At 61.0% G+C, this 23,640-nt stretch carries 16 protein-coding genes and 1 pseudogene; 14 read left to right on the plus strand and 3 right to left on the minus strand.

The genetic code is table 11. The features are described from left to right. Positions 1-74 precede the first annotated feature (74 nt). Positions 75-211: pseudogene (locus tag GXP70_RS30250) on the minus strand (transposase); the annotation flags it as partial. Positions 212-589: 378 nt separating this feature from the next. Next, positions 590-1,870 carry a glycoside hydrolase family 125 protein gene (locus tag GXP70_RS05680; RefSeq protein WP_162355560.1) on the minus strand — a complete coding sequence of 427 codons (1,281 nt, stop codon included), beginning with the start codon at positions 1,868-1,870 and terminating at the stop codon, positions 590-592. A 414-nt stretch (positions 1,871-2,284) separates the two neighbouring features. Here GXP70_RS05680 and GXP70_RS05685 point away from each other — a divergent pair, with 414 nt between their 5' ends. The 4 genes from GXP70_RS05685 to GXP70_RS05700 all read left to right on the plus strand — a co-directional run bounded on the left by GXP70_RS05685 (position 2,285) and on the right by GXP70_RS05700 (position 7,071). Continuing rightward, positions 2,285-3,199, plus strand: coding sequence for an ABC transporter permease (locus GXP70_RS05685; RefSeq protein ID WP_225442831.1), 915 nt, complete (start codon positions 2,285-2,287; stop codon positions 3,197-3,199). Positions 3,200-3,215: 16 nt separating this feature from the next. Beyond that, the gene (locus GXP70_RS05690; protein ID WP_162355562.1) at positions 3,216-4,127 is read left to right on the plus strand and encodes a carbohydrate ABC transporter permease; all 912 of its coding nucleotides are present in this window, start codon (positions 3,216-3,218) and stop codon (positions 4,125-4,127) included. A 202-nt stretch (positions 4,128-4,329) separates the two neighbouring features. Then, positions 4,330-5,937, plus strand: a complete 1,608-nt coding sequence (locus GXP70_RS05695) for an extracellular solute-binding protein (RefSeq protein ID WP_162355563.1) — start codon at positions 4,330-4,332, stop codon at positions 5,935-5,937. A gap of 114 nt (positions 5,938-6,051) precedes the next feature. Further along, positions 6,052-7,071, plus strand: a complete 1,020-nt coding sequence (locus GXP70_RS05700) for a glycoside hydrolase family 130 protein (RefSeq protein WP_162355564.1) — start codon at positions 6,052-6,054, stop codon at positions 7,069-7,071. A 91-nt stretch (positions 7,072-7,162) separates the two neighbouring features. On the opposite strand, the gene GXP70_RS05705 is transcribed toward GXP70_RS05700, so the two are convergent. Continuing rightward, a complete protein-coding gene (locus tag GXP70_RS05705; protein ID WP_225442674.1) occupies positions 7,163-9,493 on the minus strand; it encodes a helix-turn-helix domain-containing protein in 2,331 nt (776 codons plus the stop codon). 279 nt (positions 9,494-9,772) lie between these two features. On the opposite strand from GXP70_RS05705, the gene GXP70_RS05710 reads away from it, so the two are divergent. The 10 genes from GXP70_RS05710 (at position 9,773) to GXP70_RS05755 (ending at position 23,633) form a co-directional block, all read left to right on the plus strand. Beyond that, entirely contained in the window at positions 9,773-10,861 is a 1,089-nt protein-coding gene (locus tag GXP70_RS05710) for an amidohydrolase/deacetylase family metallohydrolase (RefSeq protein WP_162355565.1), read from the plus strand. Next, the gene (locus tag GXP70_RS05715; RefSeq protein WP_162355566.1) at positions 10,839-11,945 is read left to right on the plus strand and encodes a DgaE family pyridoxal phosphate-dependent ammonia lyase; all 1,107 of its coding nucleotides are present in this window, start codon (positions 10,839-10,841) and stop codon (positions 11,943-11,945) included. The genes GXP70_RS05710 and GXP70_RS05715 overlap by 23 nt, the downstream gene beginning before the upstream one ends. Further along, complete coding sequence (gene dagF, locus GXP70_RS05720) at positions 11,945-12,700, plus strand: 2-dehydro-3-deoxy-phosphogluconate aldolase (protein ID WP_162355567.1); 756 nt, start codon at positions 11,945-11,947, stop codon at positions 12,698-12,700. The genes GXP70_RS05715 and dagF overlap by 1 nt, the downstream gene beginning before the upstream one ends. After that, positions 12,693-13,706 carry a sugar kinase gene (locus tag GXP70_RS05725; protein WP_162355568.1) on the plus strand — a complete coding sequence of 338 codons (1,014 nt, stop codon included), beginning with the start codon at positions 12,693-12,695 and terminating at the stop codon, positions 13,704-13,706. The genes dagF and GXP70_RS05725 overlap by 8 nt, the downstream gene beginning before the upstream one ends. A 28-nt stretch (positions 13,707-13,734) precedes the next feature. Continuing rightward, positions 13,735-14,457, plus strand: a complete 723-nt coding sequence (locus GXP70_RS05730) for a GntR family transcriptional regulator (RefSeq protein ID WP_162355569.1) — start codon at positions 13,735-13,737, stop codon at positions 14,455-14,457. A gap of 369 nt (positions 14,458-14,826) precedes the next feature. Continuing rightward, a complete protein-coding gene (locus GXP70_RS05735) occupies positions 14,827-18,219 on the plus strand; it encodes a hypothetical protein (protein ID WP_162355570.1) in 3,393 nt (1,130 codons plus the stop codon). A 91-nt stretch (positions 18,220-18,310) separates the two neighbouring features. After that, on the plus strand, positions 18,311-19,750 hold the full coding sequence (locus GXP70_RS05740) for a glycosyltransferase family 2 protein (protein ID WP_162355571.1): 1,440 nt from the start codon (positions 18,311-18,313) through the stop codon (positions 19,748-19,750). Between the two features lie 576 nt (positions 19,751-20,326). After that, positions 20,327-21,499 carry an acyl-CoA dehydrogenase family protein gene (locus tag GXP70_RS05745; protein WP_162355572.1) on the plus strand — a complete coding sequence of 391 codons (1,173 nt, stop codon included), beginning with the start codon at positions 20,327-20,329 and terminating at the stop codon, positions 21,497-21,499. Then, on the plus strand, positions 21,492-22,691 hold the full coding sequence (locus GXP70_RS05750) for an acetyl-CoA C-acyltransferase (RefSeq protein WP_162355573.1): 1,200 nt from the start codon (positions 21,492-21,494) through the stop codon (positions 22,689-22,691). Before GXP70_RS05745 ends, GXP70_RS05750 begins: the two co-directional genes overlap by 8 nt. A gap of 75 nt (positions 22,692-22,766) precedes the next feature. Then, positions 22,767-23,633: a 3-hydroxybutyryl-CoA dehydrogenase gene (locus GXP70_RS05755; protein ID WP_162355574.1), complete on the plus strand. Its 867-nt coding sequence runs from the start codon at positions 22,767-22,769 to the stop codon at positions 23,631-23,633. The last annotated feature ends 7 nt before the right edge of the window (positions 23,634-23,640 follow it).

A 23,640-nucleotide genomic window follows, 5' to 3' on the forward strand; every position in this document is an offset into this window, starting at 1 on the left:
TTTTTTTGCATCAAAAACTAATCGTATCTTCATCCCATAAATAAAAGACCAAGATGGGCAGACTTAGCGCCGCATCATCTTGGGTCTTTATCGACCGCTGCCATATTGAGCAGATTGTGAGCGATCGAAAGCCACCGGCCTCCAAGTTTACTTGGGGTAAGCCTCGAAGCAGGAACCTCCGGAATCCCCGGTTGCTCTTCAGTTGTCCGAAACGCTTTCCGGCTCATGCATCCTCCGGAAAAGGGTTTGGGAAACGGACAGGAGATGCGCTATTTCTGCTGAAGGCGGGTTTTTGCTGCATTCCGGAGCCAATAACGCATCCTATGTCCGATCGCTACCTCCAAACGCCGATTTCGATCAAGTAGCGGATCGTCTGTCCGACTGCCTATGTCCGTTCGTGGAGGAGGCACACGTCTGACGAAGCATGTTGCCCTAGCGGTAACGGTGTCAGCCGCCGGCCTCGACACGAACACTTTTTCGACAGCCTGCGGATAGGGTGAAGAACCCTATCCTTAAGAAGGGGCTTCCCGCCGTCATCTAACGATGACTTACGGGACAGCCCCTTGTATTATGGGTCAAGCGCGTCGTCTTAGACCAGACCGCGATCCATCGCCTTGATGATCAGGGCGGCGAACAGGCTGTTGGACCACGCGAACCATGGACGGGAGAAGTCCGTCGGATCGTCGGGGTGGAAGCCCTCGTGCATGTAGCCGGTATCGGCGTCGGTGTTCACCAGCATGTCGATCAATTCGCGGATCTCTTCGTCGTCGTCGGAGGTGAGCGCCTGCATGGAAAGCGCCATATGCCACACGTAGCCTCCCGGCGTATGCGGGCTGCCGATGCCGCGCGCGTAGCGGCCTTCGAAATAAAACGGGTTGTCGACGCTCAGCGCGAACCGCCGCGTGTTCCGGTAAACCGGATCGTCGCTGCCGACGTAGCCGATATACGGAATCGAGAGCAGGCCCGGCGTGCCGGCGTCGTCCATCAGGCAGTAATTGCCGAAGCCGTCCGTCTCGTACGCGTAGATGCGGCCATGCGCGGGATGATTCACGATTCCGTAGGCGCGGATGCCGTAATCGATCTCCTTGCGCAGCTTCTCGGCCCGCTCGGCCAGCCGTTCGTCCTTGTAGATCTCGCTGGCGATCCGGCGGATATGCCCGAGAACGACGACGGCGAACATGTTGTTCGGGATATTGTAGCCGAACAGGCAAGCATCGTCGCTGGGACGGAAGGCGGACCAGGTCATGCCGGTATAATTCACGGGCAGGCCGCGGCCGTCGTTTTGCAGCGTCTCGGTCTCCTTGTCGGTATCGCGGACGAAACGGTACGTCGATCGTTCCGTGTGCCGCTGCTCGGTGATCATGAGATTGACGATGGACGAGAGCGCCCGGTAGCAGGTATCGGTGAACGCGTCGGTGCAGCCGGTCTCTTGCCAATAGTCGTGCAGCAGCTGTACGGGGAAGCAGAGGGAGTCGAGCTCGTATTTGCGCTCCCACATCCACGGGTTCAGTCCGCAGTCGTCGCTTGCGCGGTAGTGCGCGTCGCTGGCCGTTTCATTGAACGCGTTGGTATAGGGGTCTATGGACAAGTAGAACATCTGCCGGGCGATCAGGCCGCCCAGGATGCGCCGGAGCTCCTCGTCCTCTTTGGCGAGCGGGAGGTAGTGGCGCACTTGCTCGGTGGAGTCGCGCAGCCACATGGCCGGGATGTCGCCGGTGAAGACGAAGGTGGTTCCGTCGTCCAGCAGCTTGGTCGTCGTCTCCAGGGTGTTGGGATAGCAGTTGCGGAACAGCCGCTGCAGCTTGGGCCGGTGGGCCAGCCGCTCGTCGGCTTGATGAAGGAAACGGGATACGGATGCAGGTGCTTTCATGGTAGGACATCCTCCTGTAATGGATAGGTGATATGCGGATGCAAGAAAGAATGTCACACCGGATCCCGAAGCGCAATATGTATCATTTGCATGCGCGATGGCGGGTAAAATCCAACATATTTCGAACCGGACAACGACAATCCCTCACGATTGATCCCATGGCTGAAAGCCTTGTCATGTCTGGCATGGCGGGCTTTTCGGCATGACAATTCATATTCGACATATATACGGCTGCCCGCGAAATTTTTAGTATAAGACGTATGAACGAGCAAGGCGGTTCGGTTATGAATACGCTTGCTTGAGGGATCATCAGCCGCCTTCATATGCATCGGAGCGGAAGCTGGGTCAAGGGAAAGGAGAAGGGTTAGTTTGAAAGCAAGTCAAGAGCCGGCGCCTCGGACGCAGCAGAGCGGATTGAAAAAGAGCGGCTCCAGGCGAAAAAGAATCATGCACAATTGGGAGCTGTACCTGTTTATCGCTCCTTGCATGCTGTATTTCATCGTGTTTCAATATGTACCCATGTACGGAGTGCAGATCGCCTTCAAAAACTTCCTGCCGGCCAAAGGCTTCGCCGGCAGTAAATGGGTCGGGTTCGACCACTTCGAGCGTTTCTTCCATTCCTATTATTTTTGGGACCTGTTGTGGAATACGTTCAGCCTCAGCCTGTATGAATTGGCGGTCGGGTTCCCGCTGCCGATCATTCTGGCGCTGGCGTTCAACGAAATCAAGAACGGCCTTTTCAAGCGAAGCGTGCAGACGGTTACGTACGCGCCGCATTTTATCTCCATCGTCGTCATGGCGGGGATGATCATCACGTTCTTGAGCCCGTCCTCGGGCATTCTGATCCGCCTCATCGAGTGGGTCGGGCTGCAGCCGGCTTCGTTCCTGGAGGATCCGCGCTGGTTCAAGACGGTCTACGTCCTCTCGGGCGTATGGCAGAGCGCGGGCTGGGGCACGATCATCTATCTCGCCGCCTTGTCGGCCGTCGATCCGCAGCTGCACGAAGCGGCGATCGTCGACGGGGCGAGCCGTCTCAAGCGGGTGCTTCATATCAATATCCCGACGATCATTCCGACGATCGCGATCCTGCTGATCCTGAACGTCGGCAACATTCTCGGCGTCGGTTACGAGAAAGTCCTGTTGCTGCAAAACTCGCTGAACATGGAATCCTCGGACGTCATATCGACCTTCGTGTACAGGTCGGGCTTGCTGAACAATCAGCTCAGTTTCTCCACGGCGGTCGGCTTGTTCAACTCCGTGGTCAACGCCATCCTGCTCTTGACGGTCAACCGAATCGCCAAAAAAACCAGCGACAACAGTCTCTGGTAGAAAGGAGGTCGCATCGATGGTATCGGCGATCAAAGAATCAAAAGGGGACAAGCTCTTCCTTGTCCTGGTCTACCTCTTCCTGGCGGCAGCGCTAATCGTCGTGCTCTACCCGCTGATCTACATGGTCAGCGCATCGATCAGCACGCCCAAGTACGTGAACTCCGGCGAGATGTGGCTGCTGCCGAAAGGCTTGACGTTGGAAGGCTACAAGCTCGTGTTCGGGAACGCCAAGATTTGGGTCGGCTACCGCAATACGATCTTATACACCCTCATCGGAACTTCGATCAACCTGGCGGTGACTTTGCCGGCTGCTTACGCGCTCAGCCGAAGCGACTTCTTCGGCCGGCAGTTCTTTATGATCGTGATCCTGATTACGATGTTTTTCAGCGGGGGCCTCGTGCCGACTTACCTCGTCGTGAAGGAACTCGGCATGATCAACTCGATGTGGGCGTTGATTCTGCCGGTCTCCGCTTCCGTATGGAATATCATCGTGGCCCGGACGTTCTTCCATTCCACGATTCCGAAGGAACTGCAGGAGGCGGCGCATATCGACGGCTGTACCAATATGCGGTTATTCATCCGCATCGTGCTGCCGCTATCGGCGCCGATTATCGCGGTCATGGCGCTGTTCTACGGCGTCGGGCATTGGAACAGTTATTTCTCCGCCTTGATTTATCTCAATCAGGAGTCCAAGTTCCCGCTGCAGATGGTGCTGCGGCAGATTCTCGTGCTTCAGCAGATGGGCGCGGAGACGAACGGCGCGGTGCTGAGCGGCGAAGCGGCCAGTCTGGCCGCCTCCAAGGCGGAAATCGCCTCGCTCGTGAAATATTCCGTTATCATCGTTTCCACGCTGCCTATCATTGCCGTATACCCGTTCCTTCAGCGCTATTTCGTGCAGGGCGTGATGATCGGCTCGGTGAAGGGCTAGAGCGGCGCGGGCCATCGGAGGCATGCCCAGCGTTCGGACGGACGCAGGCTAAGCCTTCCGTGCAGGAGTAACCGAAGATAAGCCTTCCCTTTGCCCGGGCGAACCGCTGCTTGCAGCCTGCCTAGCGGGCATGTAATAAGGGAACCGCCATCTTCGTTTATGATAGATAACATAGAGATGATATCAAAAGGAGGAGCAAGACATGAAGACAGGAAGAAGAGGGTTGCATTTGCTGCTTGCGGGCACTATGCTGGCCGGCGTATTGGCCGGCTGCGGCTCGGCGGACAAAGAGACGGGCAGCAAGTCCGCCGCCGCGGACAACGTGAACAAAGAAGGATTCCCGGTCGTTAAAGAGCCGCTGACGCTCTCGATGATGGGGCCGGATGTCGGCATTCAAAACTGGGACAAGATGGCGACCTTCGAAGAAATGGAAAAGCTGACGGGGATCCATATGACCTTCCAAAATGCGCCGAAGGACGCCTTCGAGACGAAGAAAAGCCTCGTGTTCGTCAGCGGCACTTATCCCGATATTTTCTACGCGGCCGGGTTGACGCCGGCGGAACAAATGAATTACGGCGAACAGGGCATTCTCGTCCCGCTTGAAGATCTGATCGAGGGATACGCGCCGAACATCAAGAAGATTCTCGACGATAATCCGACGATTCGCAAATCGATCACCGCGCCGGACGGCCATATCTATGCGCTGCCGGTCATCGAATTCAACCAGCCTTGGTACCGTAACCCGCTGTGGTACAACGGAGATTTCCTGAAAGCGCTCGGAATGGACAAGCTGCCGGAAACCACGGAGGAGCTGTATGCGTACCTGAAGCGGGTCAAGACGGAGGATCCGAACAAGAACGGCAAGGCGGACGAAATTCCGTTGTCTTCCGCTTCCCCGGGCAACAGCCTGCGCGATATCCGCACGTGGCTGCTCGGCGCATTCGGCATCTACGAGGAAGAAATTTACGTAGACGACAGCGACAAGGTCCACTACACCCCGATCGAAGCGGGCTACAAGGATTACCTGACCTACCTGAACCGTCTGTGGAACGAGAACCTGCTGGATCATGAGAGCTTCTCGCAAACGGCCGAGCAGCGCGAGGCCAAGGCGCGCAACAACCAGCTCGGCTTGTTCTCGGCCTGGACCGCCTTCCAACTGATGGGCGAAGAGCCGAATACCGACGATCCGATGTTCAGCCCGGTGAAGAGCGATTCCGTGTCTGCTCCGGCCATCGCGAAGAACAAGGGCATCAACACCGGCGCGTTCGCCATTTCGAAGACGAATCCGTCGCCGGAGGCGTCCATGCGCTGGATCGACTACTCGTATTCCATTGAAGGCGCGACGCTGTTCAACAAAGGGCCGGAAGGCATTCTGTGGAAGTACACGAACAAGGACACGTACGAGAAGGAATACCTGCCCGTGCCGGGCGGCGGCGACCGCGAGGAATACCGTTCCAAAATCACGCCGAACTACGGCATTCCGGCTCCGACGATCAACCTGCCGGAGATCTCGAACGGCCTGCTGGGCGACGTGGATGACTGGGTCGCCAACGAGACCAAGACCAAGCTTCTCGACCGCGGCGCCCGCATTCCGTTCCCGGTCCTGTTCCTGACGCCGGAAGAACAGGCGGAAGTGACGACCATGACGTCCGACCTGAACACGTACGTGCGTCAGATGGAAGCCAAGTTCGTCACCGGCGCCGAGCCGCTGACCGGCTGGGACAGTTATGTCGGCACGATCAAGAAGATGGGCGGCGACCGCATGGCCGAGATTTACCAAACCGCTTATGACCGCTGGAAGTCCAATTAAATACCGGATTTAATCATCGCCCGAAAACTCTCCGAGGGTTCATGCTGTCGGAGAGTTTTTATTTTCGCGCGAACGAAAGCACGAACCATGCGAACGCACAGGAGGAATAATGACATGCATATCACCAGACATCCCGCCAACCCGATCGTGGTTCCCGGCGAATTCGAATGGCGGAAGGCGACGGTGTTCAATCCGGCCGTCATCCTCGACGGGGATAAATTTTATATGATCGAGCGGACCGCGGGTTCGCTGACCCCTTGCAAAAACTATCTCGGCCTGCTGGAGAGCGAGGACGGCGTGCATTTCACCCACGTGAAGGACGAACCGGTCCTGACGCCGGACGAGCTGGGCTTCCCGTACGGCAGCGTGCAGGATCCGCGCGTCGTCAAGATCGACGGAACCTTCTACATGAACTATGCGCTGCGGCCGTGCGCGATGAATTATTATCCGACGAACACGGGCGTCCCGGAACGTTCGTTCCCTAAGTATCCGGACGGCTGGGGCGAGCAGGACGGACATTGGCTGACCCGCTCTTCCATCGTCAAGTCGGACAATCTCGTCGACTGGGAGTTCGTCGCGGATACGACCGAGCTGGACATCAACGACCGCGACAATATCCTGTTCCCGGAGAAGATCAACGGCAAGTACGTCCTGCTGCGCAGGCCGGAGGAGTACGTCGGCGAAGCGTACGGCACGGAGAAGGCGGCCATGTGGATTACGTACTCCGACGACCTGATCAGCTGGGAGAAGCCGAAGCTCTTGGCCAAAGCCGAGAACATGGCCTGGGAGTCCCGCAAGATCGGCGGATCGACGCCGCCCGTCAAGACGGACAAGGGTTGGCTCGTTCTGTATCACGGTGTCGACGACCGGATCGTCTATCGGGTCGGCGCGTTGCTGCTCGATCTCGACAACCCGGAGAAGGTCATCGCGCGGACGCATAACTTCATCATGGAGCCGGAGACGTATTACGAGAAGTTCGGCTACCAAATTCCGAACGTGGTCTTCCCGACCGGCAATGTCGTGAAGGATGGCCTGCTGTACATCTATTACGGGGTGACGGATACGGCTATCGCGCTCGCGACCGTTCCGCTGGACGAACTGGTGGCGCATATTTTGAACGAGCCGAAGTCGTAGACCAGCGACATCTGGAAGAAGGAAAGAAGGAACAGGAGCTGTCCTGACGTCTAAGAACGGGGACAGCTCCTTTATGTTGGCGGCGGGAGGGCTACTGCGCCTCGGAGATCGGGGCGCCGTGCAGCTTGCGGTATTGGCCGGGGGTGTATCCGGTTTCCTTCTTGAATTTGCGGATGAAGTTCGGCGCATCCAGATAGCCGACGCGCTCGATGATATCCTTCAGCGGAGCGTTGGTATGCATGAGCTGGCGGATCACTTCCTTGAGCCGGCACTGCCAGATGTACTCCGTAAAGTTGCAGCCCGCCTTCTCTTTGAAGCTGCGGCTGAGATACGAGGTGGAGGTATCGTATTTGAGGGCGATATGCTCCAGGCTAAGCGTATAGTCCGCGTAATTCTGTTCGACGTAGGCGACGATCTCGTCCATGAGCGACGGCTGCACCGACTCGGTTTGGCGCGTGGCGGCGCCGCATATCCGCATCGCCAGCGAGCTGAGCTTGTTCTCCAGTCCCTCGAGCGTCTCGAAGGCGTGCAGCGACGAGATATCGGCGCGCACCTCGTCCATGCCGAGCTCGGCGGCGGTCCGCAGCAGGGAATTGAGCACGTCGAAGCATAGGCATCGCAGCAAGCCTGCGGGCAGCGCTTCCCGCTTGAGCTTCGCCATCATGGTCGCGATCAGCTGCAGCGACGTGGCTTCGTTGCCTTGCTTAAGGCTCTGCTCCAGCTTAAGCAGCCATTTCTTGGGGATCCAGTAGCTCTCGCCGGAGTCGGACGACGCCGATAATGCCGTCAGCTCCTCGAAATAAGCGATTCGGCCGTTCTGCGTCAGCATCCGCTGCTCGAGCGCCGATGCCGCCTCGAGGAAGGATTGGTTCAGCCCGGACAGGCCGTCGTACAAGCTGCCGACGCCTAGAACGGCGCGGTTGGGCAGCCGCTGCGCCAGTCGCTCGTCGAGCTCGCCGACAACGAGGGCGACCCGGCCGGCCCTGTCGCTGTCGTCCGCCGGCAGCAGCGTCACCATAAGGGCGAGCTGATGGGAGACGGACAGCTCGACGCTGTGAATGCGGGCATGCAGCTCGGGCAGCTCCAACTGGTGGAGCCAAGCGCGCAGCGCCTGCTGATCCTCCCATGACCGATCGGCGCGGCTCCGTTCGTCCAAGCGGAGGATAATCGCGAAGCAGCAGGCTTGCTCCGGCAGCTCCAGCCCGGACTGGACGATCATCCGCTCGATCTCGGGATCGTCCGGTTTGCCGTGCTTGAACAGCAGCATAAGGCATTGATTGCGCACGAACGGCTCTTGCATGTCGATGCGGGCGTGATAGTCATGCATCGTCTGCTTGATCCAATCCCACTCGTTCCGGCTCTTCGGCGTTTCCTTGGCGCCGTTCTGCAGGGAAGCGAATTCCAACAGGTCGCGAATCGGATGGTACTGCCTTCTGGCGAGCAGCATCGCCGCGGCGATGCCGGTCAGTGCCGTGAAGGCGAAGACGAGCAGGATGATCGTTCGAATCTGGCCGACCCGCTCGAAGAATTGGTAGCTGGGGATGGCCGTCGCGTACGTCCAGCCGTTGATTTTGGACTTGACCGTGACGACGGAATAGCGTTCGCCGCCCAGCGCCATGCCGTGGATGCCGGGGGAGAGCGAGGTCAGCGACGTCAAGTCGTGGCCGCGCAGGGCGTCGCCCCGGTAGCTGGCCGTCAGCACCTCGCCCGTTTCCGAGAAGATATAGCTGCTCCCGGAGAAGTCGTTCAGGATCGAATCCATGACGCCGGCAAGCCGGTTTTCTTTGATCAAATAAAGCACGGTGCCGTACGGGTAGGGATCGTTGGGCTTGATCGGGACGAGCATCGCAAGCATCGATTCGCTGCGCGAGTGCACGGTCGCCATCTCGGCCGGCCGCACGGTGTTGAATGCCGTATCGTTGAGCGCCTGCTTGATTTCCTTCGGCTGCCAATGCTCGAAATGAAACATGTCGTCGAAGACGAGGTTCAAATCGGTCATTCCGAGATTGGAATAGATCCGATCGTCGCCGCGGTAATAGAGGAACAGTTCCTCCAGTATCGAATTGTTGCTCTTGTAGCGCGCCAAGGAGGCAATGGCGTCGCGGCCGTAGTACGGATGCGAGACCATGAATTTGGTGAGATGCTCGTCGTACGAGATGTTGCTTGCGGTCTCCAGCAGGTTGGTCATCTGCGTATCGATGGATTGCTTTACCTGGTCGAGCTGGTTGACGTTGGACTGCTCGATCTCGGCGCGCAGGTTGGCCGTCGCGTTATGATAGATGACGAAGGTGACGCCTGAAAGCGGAACCAAAAAAATAAGAATGTAAGACAACGTGTAGGTGACGAGCAATTTGGACTTGAAGCGGCTCCAATTCAAGCGGATGCCCGACGTCATGCCGGACGGTGTAAGGTTGGCTTTCACGATGACCTCCCGGAGTTTGTGCGTCTTGCTATCGAATCCGCGCATGGTTCTGCAGAGAGACCAAGCGCGATGGCGGATAATAAGCGAAAGAATGCGCTTTCTTCGCGCGCTGGGATTGGCGGCGGCGCATAACGAAAAAGCGTTGTGACCGGTTCGAATATGTTGTTAATTCAAACATTATAACGTTATATTCATTTAATTGCTAGATTATGTTATGCTAGTGAACAAAAAGAGACAACGTATGGGCGCTGTCGCACGAAGGAAGGACGCATCAATAGCATGGGGATCGTACTGCGTAATATGAAACGGATGGACGGACCGGAAGCCGACATCATGATCGAAGGCGGCAGGATCGCCGCGATCGTCCCTCCGGGGACGGGCGAAGGCGAGGTCGTCGCCGAAGGCGGCTTCGTATCGAGCGGCTGGATCGACATGCACGTGCATGCATTTCGCGAGCTCAAGCCTTACGGGGATGCGATCGACGAAATCGGCGTCAAGCAAGGCGTAACGACGATCGTCGACGCCGGCAGCTGCGGCGCGGACCGTATCGGCGAGCTGCGGGCGGCCGGCAACCTGGCGTATACCCGGCTGCTGGCTTTCATGAACATTTCCAGAATCGGTCTCGAGCGCGTCGACGAGCTGTCGAATCCGGCATGGCTCGACGAAGACGCGATCCTGGAGGCGGTGCGGGCCAACGGAGAGTTCATCGTCGGACTCAAGGCACGGATCAGCCGCAGCGTCGTGAAGGAGCAGGGCATCGAGCCGCTCCGGCGCGCACGCCTGTTCTCCGAGGCGACGGGACTGCCGCTGATGGTCCACATCGGTTCGGGACCGCCGGAGATCAGCGAGGTGATCGGGCTGCTGGCGCGCGGCGATATCGTCACCCACTATCTGAACGGCAAGGCCAATAATCTCTTCGACGGGCAGGGACGCCCGCTGCCCGGACTGATGGACGCGATCGCCCGCGGCGTCCATCTGGATGTCGGCCACGGATCGGCAAGCTTCTCGTTCCGCGTGGCGGAGCGGGCCCGCGAGGCCGGACTGCCGCTGCACACGATCAGCACGGACATCTACGAGAGCAACCGGCTGGGCGGGCCGGTCTTCAGCCTGGCGAACGTGATGAGCAAGTTTCTCTATCTCGGCTACGGTCTGCGGGAAGTCGTAGACGCCGTGACGGTCCATGCGGCGGCATGGCTTGGACGGCCGGAGCTCGCCGGATTGCGGGTCGGCGGAACGGCCGATCTGACGCTGTTCGACGTCGTGCGGGGAGAGAAGGCGCTGATCGATTCCGAAGGGGAAACGCGGACGGCGGGCACCTACATACAAGCCAAGGGAGCGGTAATCAATGGATCATACTTTGCATGCTAAATACGGATTGAAACGCGTCGTCAACGCCAGCGGCCGGATGAGCATCCTCGGCGTATCGGCACCGGCCGACGACGTCATGAACGCGGTGAAGGCGGGCGGCCAAAGCTACGTGGAAATGGCCGACCTGGTAGACAAGTCGGGCGCTTACGCGGCGAAGCTGCTGAACGCCGAAGACGCGGTCGTCGTCAATTCCGCCTCCAGCGGGATCGCCTTGGCCGTGGCGGCCGTCGTCACGCGCGGCGACAAGCGGGCGAGCCTGAAGCTTCATCAGGAGCTTCCCGAGCGTAACGAGATTATTCTGTTCAAAGGACATAACGTCCAGTACGGCGCTCCGGTCGAGACGATGGTCGCGCTTGGCGGCGGGAAGCTTGTCGAGGTCGGCTATGCCAACGAAGGCCGCAAGGAGCATTTGGAAATGGCGGTCAACGAGCGAACGGCGGCGATTCTGTTCGTGCAGTCGCATCACTGCGTCCAGAAGAACATGATCAAGGTCGAGGATGCCTGGGAAGCGGCGCAGCGCCGCGGCGTGCCGCTGATCGTCGATGCCGCGGCCGAGGAGGACTTGCGCAAATATCCGGCATGCTCGGATCTCGTCATCTATAGCGGTTCCAAGGCGATCGAAGGCCCGACCTCCGGCATCGTGGCAGGCAAAGCCGGTTATGTCGGCTGGGTGAAGACGCAGCTGTACGGCATCGGCCGCAGCATGAAGGTGGGCAAGGAGTCGATCTTCGGCTTGCTGCAGGCGTTGGACGCGTATTTCGTCAAGGAAGACAAGAGCGCGGAAGAACGTGCCGCGCTGGCGGCGCTCGACGTACTGGGCGAGCTTCCGGGCGTAACCGTCGGCATCGTGCAGGACGAGGCCGGCCGGGCCATCTTCCGCGGACGGATCAAGATCGACGAAGCGGAAGCGGGCCTGTCCGCGCGGGCGGTCAACGACGGGCTTCGCGGCGGCGACATTGCGGTCTACACGCGGGACTATGGATTGGCGCAAGGGTATTTCGACCTCGATCCGCGTTCGCTGCAGGGCGACGATTTGCAAGTCATCATCACGCGCATTCAAGACATGATCAGGGGGAGACAGTAATGGCGAGCTTATCTAACCGGTTGTACAAGAACAAGGCGGCGCTTAACGTGCTGGCGGGCAGCATCGACAATGCGCGCGCGGTTTACGAAGCGGCGGAAGGCCATGTCCTCGTCGGCGTGCTGTCCAAGGCGTATCCCGATGCCCCGGCAGCGGCAGAAGCCATGAAGCAATACGGCGCGGCGATCGAGAATGCGGTCTCCATCGGCCTCGGCGCGGGGGACAATCGCCAGGGCGCCGTCGTGGCGGAGATCGTCAAGTCGTACGAAGGCAGCCATATCAATCAGATCTTCCCGGCCGTCGGCGCCACCAGCGCCAACCTGGGCAGCCGCGAGAGCTGGATCAACGCGCTCGTGTCGCCTTGCGGCCGGCCGGGTTACGTGAACGTCTCGACGGGCGTGTTCAGCGCGTCCGCTCCGGACAAGGCCATCGTCCCGGTCCATGCAGCGATCGCGCTGGTGCGGGATATGGGCGGCCACGCGCTGAAATACTTCCCGATGCAGGGACTGAAGCTGGAGGACGAATACCGCGCCGTTGCCAAGGCATGCGGCGAGGCCGGCTTCGCGTTGGAGCCTACCGGCGGCATCGATTTGGGCAACTTCGGCAAGATTCTCGAGATCGCGCTGGAAGCGGGCGTCCCGCAGGTGATCCCGCATGTGTATTCATCGATCATCGATTCCGCGAGCGGCGATACGCGCGTGGAGGATGTACGGACGCTGCTCGGCGAGCTGAAAGCGCTGGTCGATCGTTATGTCTAGAATCGCCGCGTTCGGCGAGGTGATGATGCGTCTGGAAACGCCGGGGTTCTCGACGCTGTCCCAGAGCAATCGGCTCGAATATTCCTTCTCGGGGAGCGGAGTCAACGTCCTCTCGGCGCTGTCCCGCTTCGGCCATGAGACGTATCTGGCCAGCACGCTGCCGGACAATCCGCTCGGCGACGCCGCGCTCGCGAATCTGCGCAAGCTGGGGATACAGACGGGATTCGTGAACCGGGGCGGCCGATACATCGGCATGTATTTCCTGGAGCACGGCTTCGGGCTTCGTCCGAGCAAGGTGACCTATTCCGACCGGCTCGGCAGCAGTTTCAACACCGTGCCCCACGCTGCGGGGGACTGGGAGCGGATCGCCGATTCGGTGGACGCGGTGCATTTCTGCGGCATCACGCTGGCGATGAACGAGCTGGCGCGCACCCAGATCAAGCAGCTGGCCCGCGCGGTCAAGAGCCGGGGCGGCAAGGTGATTTTCGATTGCAACTATCGTCCGTCGCTGTGGGGAGCGGATGGCTATGCGTTAGCGAAGCCGCATTATCGCGAGATGCTGGAGCTGGCGGATATCGCGTTCATGAACGAGAAGGACGCACTGCTGACGCTCGGCATGGCGAGCAGCGCCGCCGACCCGCATTCGCAGCTTCTCGAGCTTATTCCGCAAGTGGCGAAGGAATACGGAATCGGAACGATCGCCGGTACGCATCGCCATGTTAACGGGGACAATACCCATACGCTGAGCGGCTATTTGCATGCGGAAGAGGGATTCTGGTTCTCCCGGCCGTCGACCTTCTCGGTATACGACCGGGTCGGCGCGGGCGACGCGTACGCGAGCGGCATCATCCATGCGTGCCTGCGCGGCGACGATGCGCAATACGCGGTCGATTATGCCACGGCCGCGGCGGTGCTGGCGCATACGGTGCACGGGGATACGCCGATCGCGACGGAGGCAGACATCGTGAAGGCGATGACCCGAACGGCCGGTGACGTCGAGCGGTAAGACGGGAACCGGAGGAAGGAGAGCGAGGATGAGCATTACGCGCAAGAAAGGCCCGCTGTACCTGCAGGTCAAGAACATCGTCAAGGACCGCATTCTTCATGGCGTCTACCCGCTCGGCGGCCATATCCCGCCGGAGCCGCAGCTGGAGCAAGAGTTCAACGTCAGCAAGATGACGGTGCGCAATGCGATTCGCGAGCTGGCGGAGGAAGGATATGTCGAGAAGAAAAGCGGCGTCGGCACCATCGTCCTCACCAACATGTCGATTTCCCGTCTCTCCAAAGGCAAGCGGTTCACCGAGCTGCTGGTGGAGGAGGGACACCGCTTGGAGAAGAGGCTGATCTCTACGAGCCGAGTCCGCCCGGAGCCGGGCACGGAGCTGCATGGCCTGCTGGGGCCGTCGGCGATTCGCATCGAGCGGCTGTATGTGCTGAATGACCGTCCGTACATTCATATCGTGCACTATTTGGCCGATGCCGTTCTGCCCAAAGCGGAGCGGGAGGAGGACGAGCTGCCGTTCGAATCATTGTACGAATTGCTGGAAGAGCAGGATATCGTGCTGGACAACTTCCGCGACGCCTTCTCGGTAGGCGCTGCCTCCCCCGAGACCGCTATCCTGCTCGGCGTACCCGCAGGAACGCCGCTGCTCGTACGGCTGCGCCGCACGTACGATGTCGAGGGGCGGCTAGTCGAGTACAGCGTCGGTTATTACCGGGCGGAGCTGCAGCCGTACTTGGTTCGTTACGATACGTAAGGCCGGCGCGGGCCGGGACTATGGGAGAATACCGAACGCAAAACCGCGGCAGCCGGGTATGGCTGTCGCGACAAGTCATAAGAAACGAGGAGCGAGGCTGTCCCGGGAGGGAGGCCTCGTTCGTCATTTTCTGACATTTTTCTATTGACTCTCGTTCTCTATTGCCGGCGCGCATGGTATAGTGGAGGTAGGATATGGCAGTTATTTCGCCGTCTTGGCAGCGAGTCTCCGCGGGCGCTGCAAGGAGGTTTTTCATAGGCTGAGTGCTTTCCATAGGTTGAGAGCTTTCCATAGTTTGAGTGCGTTTCATAGGCCGAGAGCGTTTCATAGATGGAGAGCGTTGGCCGATTAGAGGGGGAATGATCGTCGATGAGGAAGAAACCGAACAAGAAACGGGCGATGTCCGCAAGCAAGGCCATCCGGCTGTTCGGCGCGGCCGCGGCAGCCGTGCCGCTGGCGATGTCCGTGCCTGCCGCGGCGGGCGCGCAAAGCGTGCAGGCGCCGCAATTGAAAGCGAGCATGGACGACCTGCTGCAGCAGGTCTATTCGGCCTCGCTGGTCGCGGGCAACAGCTTCGCGATCGATTTGAACGACGTGTTTCGGGATGCCGGCGAATATACCTATTCGGCGTTCGTCCAGTTCAGCTCGGTCGCGGACGTCGGCGTCATCGGCGACGGAGCCGGCAAGAGCCTTCGCATCGCGATGAAGAAGGCCGGCACGACGCAGGTCGATCTGATGGCACGGGCGCCGGGGACGGAGAATTACGTGCATGAGCGATTCACGCTGACGGTCCAGCCGAACTATGCGCTGAACAGCGCGGGCACGGCCGATATCGGGGACGTTATCCGGTACTACAAGGCGCATGCCGGCGAGTTTAAGACGACGGAAGATTACCGCCGGCTGCTGCAAGCCGCCGTGTCCAGCTCCGCCCCGCCGGTCAACCATCCGCCTGTCGTGTTCCTGCGCAATGCGGCGGGCTCCGCGAGCGCGGACGTGCAGCAGGTCCATCTGACGCCTGGGAGCCATGACACGGAAACGTTCGATCTGAGCGATTATTTCAGCGACGAGGACGGAGATGCGCTGTCGTACCGCATCATCGAAGGCAACGACTACGATCATCCTGCGAGCGGTACGCTCGCCTACGGGCGGATCGCGGAAGGGTCGAGGCTGGAGCTGCATGCCAGCGGCGCCGCCAGCATGGACGTCGTCGTGGCGGCATCCGACGATCGATCGGCCGAGACGGCGACGATGACGTTTCACGTGGAGGCGCAGGGCGCGTTCATCCTGCACAGCATCAGCGACGATAACGACTTCAGCATCCGCAGCGGACAATCGGCGACGATCGACTTGTCCCGGATGTTCGAAGCAACCGGCGAAGGCGACGTGAGGTATGAATATGCCGTCGAAGACGGCTACTACGTGGATCCGGCTTTAGAGGGGCCTTATTTGTACTTGAATACGACCGGTTCGCCGAGCGTCAGCCATATCACGGTCAAGGCAAGCGGAGACAACGGGGCGCATTGGACGGCGCAGACGGTTACGATCAGGCCGAGCGACGGAAGCAAGCTGACGGACAAGACGTACCCGGGCTCGCAGGCGACCGCGACGATCGACTTGGCGGCATACTTCGACGGGAGCTATACGTTCGAGCCTTCCGTGCCGGAAGGGCCGGCCACGGCAGCTGTCAACGGCAGCGTATTGACGCTGGGCCTTCAGGCCGGCACCAGCTCGCAGGTCAAGCTGGCCGCCGCGGACGGCAGCGGCTTGACGATTTACGATCGGTTCCGGGTCGTGTCGGAGGAAATGGGCGGCAATGCCGGGACGGTTATCGACAAGCACAGCATCAGCGGCGATAATGCCTTCAGCATTCGCACGGGGCAATCGGCGGCGATCGATTTGTCCCGCATGTTCGAAGTCGACGGCCCGGGAGAAGTCAGCTACGACTATACGGTCGATGACGGCTATTATGTCAGTCCGAGCCTGGACGGGTCCAAGCTGTACCTGCAAACGACCGGTTCGTCGAGCGTCACCCATCTTACGGTTCATGCGAGCATCGCAGGCAGCGAAATTTCGGCGTCGCAGACGATTACGATTAGGTCGGGCGATGGAAGCAAGCTGACGGACAAGACGTACCCGGGCCCGCAGGAGACGGCGACGATCGATGTGGCGGATTATTTTGAAGGCACCTATACGTTCGAGCCTTCCGTGCCGGAAGGACCGGCGACGGCCGCAATCGATGGCAGCGTATTGACGCTGGGCCTTCAAGCCGACACCAGCTCGCTGGTTCGGCTGGCCGCGGACGACGGGACCGGTTTAACGATTTACGATAGCTTCCAAGTAACGGTAGGGAATCCGGGCATCGTAGACGGCCCGTTCATCAAGCATGCCGTTAGCGACGATAATGCGTTCAGCATGAGCCAAGGGCAGTGGGCGACGATCGACTTGTCCAAGATGTTCGAGGCTGCCGCGACGGACGAAGTGATCTACGACTATGCCGTCGATGACGGCGATTATATCGACACGAGCTTGTCCGGGCCTTATCTTAATTTGCAGACGACCGGCTCGTCCAGCGTCACCCGCATCACGGTCATGGCAAGAAAGGCCGGCGACCAGAATTGGGTAACGCAGAGCATCGAGATTTCGCCAAGCGGCGGAAGCGAATTGACCGATGTGACCTACCCTTACTCGGAGACGAGCGCAACGATCGATTTGGCGGATTACTTTGAAGGAAACTATGCATTCGACAGCAAGGTGGAAGGGGCCGCGTTAACGACAACGATCAATGGCAGCCTGCTCACGTTGAACCTTCGTTCCGGCAGCAGCGCTTGGGTTGAAGCGGTCGCCAAGGACGAGCACGGCTTGTTTATATATGACCGGTTCCAGGTCGCGGTGGACGGCATGGCTGCGCAGGATATCGGCACGATATACATGCCTTACGGAGGCGATGCATATGCCGCGTTCGTCTATCCCCAAGAGATCTTCCCGGATGCGTCGGAATTCCGCGTGACAGGCTATGACGACCGCCTGCAGGATTTAAGCAGATATTCGGACTGGAAGAGCGACGGCTTCCTTGAGATCTATGCGTCGGAACGGTACGAAGGTCATCTGTATGTCGACGTGGAAGCCAGGGACGGAGCGGGCACGACAGGCCGCTACAGAATCATGATCAGCCAGAACAGCGCGCCGACGGAAGAGGGGTTGGAAAGCGAGGAGAGAACGGTCTTCGTCAAGAAGGGCGGCGAACCGACGGGGCTGTACTTCTCGGACCCGGAGGAGGATGCGATTCAATCGTTGGCCGTCAGCTCGAACGATCCGGCATTGTTTTATACGGAAGTGCCTTCCGGGAATGACGTCGTATACGTTCACGGTATTGCTCCAGGCAGCGGGCAAATGACGGTTCATGCATCCGACGGGAAGGAGGACGGTACGGCGAGTTACGATTACTCCGTATACGTCTACGATGAGCAGGTGTCATTCACCGATGATGACTGGGGCGCTTCGTTCAATTTGTCCAATACGTCTTACTTGGACGGCCTGGACACGTCCGATCCGTCCGCGCTGGAGGTTACGATGTCGGATAATTCGCTTCTCTCGGACGTGAACATCGGCGACAATGTTTTGACCTTCGTGGCAGAGCCGGATCCGGGATACTCGGAAATGCCGATGTACGGACGGGAGCTCGTCAAGCTGACCATTACGGACGGCAGCCATTCGAAAGATATCTACTTCTATGTCGGCCATGACGAGTGGGGACTTGCTTGATGCCCGAGGCTCGGCCTCGCGACGGAAAGGCCAACTGGCGCAGTTGGCCTTTCTTCTCGTTCGAACGACATACATAAGGGGGGGCAAGCGGATGACGACAACGGATATACGGACGCAGGCCGTTCGGCGGGCGCTTCAGGAAGGGCGGTACGCCGAAGCGGAGAAGCTGGCGACGGAGAAAATAACGGCTGATCCGCTGGATCCCCAAAGCTGGGTGTTTCTTGGCGAAGCGCTGATGCACGACGGCTATGCGAAGGCGGCCCGCGGCGCGTTCGACCGGGCCGCGCTGCTGGATCCGCAGGCGCAGTGGATGCCCGGCGTCGAGCGGGCGTTGGCCGCAAGGCCGGATGGCCCGGAGCGCCGCGATATCCGGCGGCTGCTCGCTCCGCCTTCCACCGTTACGGTTGCCGCGGCCATTCTGACGCGCAACGAAGCGCGCTGCATCGAGCGCTGCATTGTCAGCTTGATCGATGCCGTGGATGAAATCATCGTGATCGATTCCGCTTCTACGGACGGCACGAGCGAGATCGCCGCGCGTTTCCCGAAGGTGAAGATTCTGCGCGGCACGGCGCAGTGCGATGACCTGGCGGAGAAGCGGAATTCGGCTCTCCCGCATATTCAGAGCGACTGGGTGCTGTGGGTGGACGCCGACGAGTGGCTGTTCCCGGAGGATGCTGCCGCCGTCCGGGCAGCGGCGGGCATCTATCATGAGGCGCATGAGCATGTCGTGCTCAATATTAGCCAGGTCAACCATGTCCGAGGCGGGCTGTCGACCGATTTCGGCGTGCCGAGGATGTTTCCGGTACGCCGGGGCTTGCGCTATTACGGGCGGCTGCACGAGCAGGTGGTTATCGAGGGGCGGGACATGTACGACGCGTCCATCCTGCGGCGGAATGCGCGCATTCGCGTTCATCATGACGGCTACGAGCCGGATATCATGACGGCCAAAGGGACGATCGGACGCAACCTGAGGCTGCTTGCGCTGATGATCGAAGAAGAGCCGGATAACCCCGGATGGCTGCTGTATTACGCGCGCGAATCGCTGTTGTCCGGCGATACCGCCGCTGCGAAGGCGGCGCTGCTGCGGGCGGACGCGGCGGCCGAGACTACGCCGGGCTTCGGGAGGCGGCTGCAGGTCTGGATGCTGCTGCATCAGATCCATATGGCCGAGCGGGCGTTCTCCGACGCGGAACGCGTCTGCCGCAAGGCGCTGGAGCTGCAGCCGGATTATCCGGATGCGCTGTTTCGCCTGGCGGAGGCGCAGACGGCCCGCGCGGCGGCAACGCTCCGGGAAGCGCAGCGGCATGCGGAAGCGGCGAAATCCGCGTTCCGTACGTACAGAGGAGCGGTATCGGCGGACGAGTCGATCGCGGATTGGAAGGCGGATTTGATGCTGGCCGACCTGACGCTCATGCAAGGGAAGCAGGCGGAGGCCAAGGCGAAATACGAGGCGCTGTTCGCGCGGCATCCGGAGCTGGCGGAGCGCCGGATCAGGCGGGGGACGAAGGCGAAGGAGCAAGATAAGGAATAAGCTCGAAAGCATGAGCAAATGTAGTGCAAGAGTAGCGTAAGGTAGTGAAAGGTAGCGCAAGAAAGTGCAAGCAGGCCTTGGCGAGCTCGCGTTGCCGGGGCTTGCAGCCTTGTCGGTCAAGGTTATACGTATCGGATCAGCCTGCGGCATGCGCCGGGGCAATGCCATGCGGGGACTTTATACCGCCTGCGGCATGCTGCCTTTATTCAATTGCTTCCAGGCCATGCGCCATTTAAGCAGCCTGGCTTTCAAATTGCGGACGCGCTTCATCTTCTCGTTGATCCTCCTGTCGTTATAGGCTGGTTTCAGCTTATCGCGGCATTGTTAACGGATCGTTATTGGCGCGTAACGGTTGCAAGAAGAAAATGTAAAGATCCCGCTTTTCCGGCTTTCGGAAGGGCGGGATCTTTTTGCGCCGCCACGGGTTGACGGCCAAGCGGGCCAGGCCTTTTTTGGGCGGATGGGCGCGGTCGAGCCTTCGCTCTATCATGAATCGGCGATGTGGAAAATACGATGTAATAAGCGGTTGTAGGCATGGGGCGCTCTGTCTGTTCCGGGAAGGGGGGCGTTATGCGCATGGAGTTCGGACTTTCGGAGGAAGAGACGATGATCCGGGACATGGCGGCGCGGTATGCGGAGCAGGAAGCCGCGCGCCGGGCTGGACCGCTTGACGAGGCGGAGACGTTCGACAGGCAGTCGTTCGGCGAGCTGGCGGAGCTGGGGTTCACGGCATTGCCTTGGCCGGAGGAAGACGGCGGCGCGGGCGGCGGCTTCGTCGGCTTCGCGCTCGTGCTGCAGGAGCTGGCCAGGGCGAATGCTTCGCTTGCCGCGGCCCTGTGGGCGCATGTCTGTTTGGCGGCATGGCCGGTGCTGCGATTCGGCGGCGCGGAAGCGCAGCGGACGTACCGGGAAGCGCTGCTCGAGGGAAGCCTGCCGGCAACCGGCGTGCTGCCGGGAGCGGTCGCCGGCGCGTCGCGGCTGCGCGTCGGCGTCACGGCGAGACGGGATGGCGATGCATACATGCTGGACGGTCAGCAGAAATACATGCTCGGCGGCTCGCAAGCCGACCTCTTCATCGTATACGCGGAGATGATCGAGCCGGCTGCCGGCCCGGCGGGGAGCAGGCGCAAGCGGTACAGCGCTTTCGTCGTCGGCAGGGACTGTCCCGGGCTCGACGTGCAGCCCGTGACGAAGAAGCTGGGCCTGCGATCCGCGGGAATGGCGCATCTCGCGTTCCGGGACTGCCGCGTGCCGGCAGGCTTCCGGCTTGGCCGCGAGGGGCAGGGAGCGACGATCGCCCGGGGAGCGACCGCCGGCGTCCGCTGCGGGCTGGCGGCAATCGCGGCGGGCATCGCGCGCGGTGCGGCCGACGCCGCGCTCGGCTACGCCAAGGGGCGCGCGCAGTTCGGCAAGCCGATCGCGAAGCACCAGGCGATCGCGTTCGTGCTCGCGGACCTGGAGGCGGGCGCGAGCGCCGCGCAGCTGCTCGTGCAGCAGGCCGCATGGCGCGCGGATGCCGGAGCGGCGGACGAAGGCGCGGCAGCCGCATTGGCGCTGCGGTACGCCTCCGAAGCGGCCGTGGCGGGCGCCATCCAAGCCGTGCAGGTATACGGCGGCTACGGCTATATGAAGGAGTATCCCGTCGAACGGTATATGCGGGACGCGAAGACGGTGCATATGTTTAAAGCGCTGGACGGACTTGATCACATGCCGCCGCGGCGGGCGGGGAAGGGAAAAGGACGTGGCTGAAACGGTTATTATCGGCGGCGCGCGAACGCCTTTCGGCAAATTCGGCGGCGCTTTGAAAGGACGGCCGGCCCCGGAGCTCGGCGGGATCGCGCTCCAGGGCGCTTTGCGGCGGAGCGGGGTTTCGGCGTTATCGGTCGACGAAGTCCTGATGGGGATGGCGATTCAAGCGGGAGCGGGGCAAAACCCGGCGCGCCAGGCCGCGCTGTTCGCCGGCCTAGGCGCGGAGATTCCCGCATCCACGGTCAACAAGGTGTGCGCCTCCGGCCTGCGGAGCATCACGATGGCGGCGCAGATCATTGCCGCGGGCGATGCGGAGATCGTCGCGGCCGGCGGCATGGAGAGCATGAGCAGCGTCCCCTATGCGCTGCGGGATTACCGGTTCGGCCGGCGCATGGGCGACGGCGCCGTGACGGATCTGCTTCAGCGCGACGGGCTTCGCTGCGCGACGGGGGGCGGCCTGATGGGCGAATACGCCGACGGCCTCGCGGCCGAATACGGCATCTCCCGCACGGAGCAGGACGAATGGGCGCTGCGCAGCCATGAACGCGCGGTGCAAGGCATTCTTCAGGGTATCTTCCATGCGGAAATCGTTGCGGTTCCGCTGGATGAGGGAACGCCCGCCGCGAGCCACGTGTTCGCCGTCGATACGGATGAACCGCCGCGCGGGGACAGCAGCTTGAAGAAGCTGGCCGCGCTGAAGCCGGCCTTCATGTTGAACGGCACCGGCACGATAACGGCGGGCAACGCGCCGGGCGTGAACGACGGCGCGGCGGCAGTCGTCGTCGCATCGAAAGCGCGGGCGCTGCGCGAGGGCTCCGCGCCGCTCGCGACGATTATCGGGCATGCGGCGGTCAGCACGGAGCCGCGCCTGTACCCCATCGCGCCGGCGCTGGCCGTGCAGAAGCTGCTGCAGCGGCAGGGACTGCAGCTGGATGCGATCGACCGCATCGAGCTGAACGAGGCCTTCGCCGCCGTCGTGCTGGCCTGCGGCCGCATTCTCGGCTGGGAGAGCGACAAGGTGAACGTGAACGGCGGCGCGATCGCGCTGGGGCATCCCGTCGGCGCGAGCGGCGCGCGAATCGTCGTCACGCTGATCAACGCTTTGCGGCGCCGGGGCGGAGGGCTCGGCATCGCCGCCATCTGCAGCGGCGGCGGACAAGGGGACGCGCTGCTGCTGCGGGTCGAGGGCTAGGGCTAGGGCTAGGGTAACAATCTTGAGCTGCCGCCCGCCTCGCGTTGGCATCCATTATTGAAGGGGGGACGCAGCTTGACGATTCTGAACGTATCCGTCGTCGGAGCGGGACAAATGGGGCGCGGCATCGCACAGGTCGCGGCGCTGGCGGGCTGCCGGGTGCTGCTGCATGATACCGACGACGCCCGCGTATCGGAGGCGCTCGATGCGGTCGGCAAGGCGCTTGCCGCCAGCGCGGCCAAAGGCCGCCTGACGTCGGAAGCGGCGGCAACCGCGCTGGCGCGCATCGTGCCCTGCGGCAATTTGAGCGCGGCGGCCGAAGCCGAGCTGGTTATCGAAGCGGCAACGGAGAACATGGCGGTGAAGAAGAAGATTTTCGGCCAGCTGGACGGCATTTGCGGCGACAAGACGATTCTCGCAAGCAACACGTCCTCGTTATCGCTGACGGAGCTGGCCGCCGTAACGGGACGGCCGGAGCAGGTGATCGGCATGCATTTCATGAACCCCGTTCCGGCCATGAAGCTGGTCGAAATCATCCGGGGACTGCGAACGAGCGACGAGACGTATGCCGAGACGGCGGCGCTCGCGGGACGGATGGGGAAGACGGCGCTGGAGGTGCGGGACTATCCGGGCTTCGTGAGCAACCGGATTCTGATGCCGATGATCAACGAAGCGGTGTACGCGGTATACGAGGGCGTGGCGACGGCGGAGACGGTGGACGGCATCATGACGCTCGGCATGAATCATCCGATGGGTCCGCTCGCGCTTGCGGACCTGATCGGTCTCGATACATGCCTCGCGATCATGGAGATTCTGCATGAAGGATTCGGCGATTCCAAGTATAGGCCGTGCCCCTTGCTTCGCAGCTACGTGCATGCGGGCTGGCTCGGACGCAAAAGCGGGCGGGGATTCTACGTCTACGGAGACGGGGAAGGGAGCTGATCTCCCG

Source organism: Paenibacillus lycopersici (assembly GCF_010119935.1).
Classification (GTDB): domain Bacteria; phylum Bacillota; class Bacilli; order Paenibacillales; family Paenibacillaceae; genus Paenibacillus_Z; species Paenibacillus_Z lycopersici.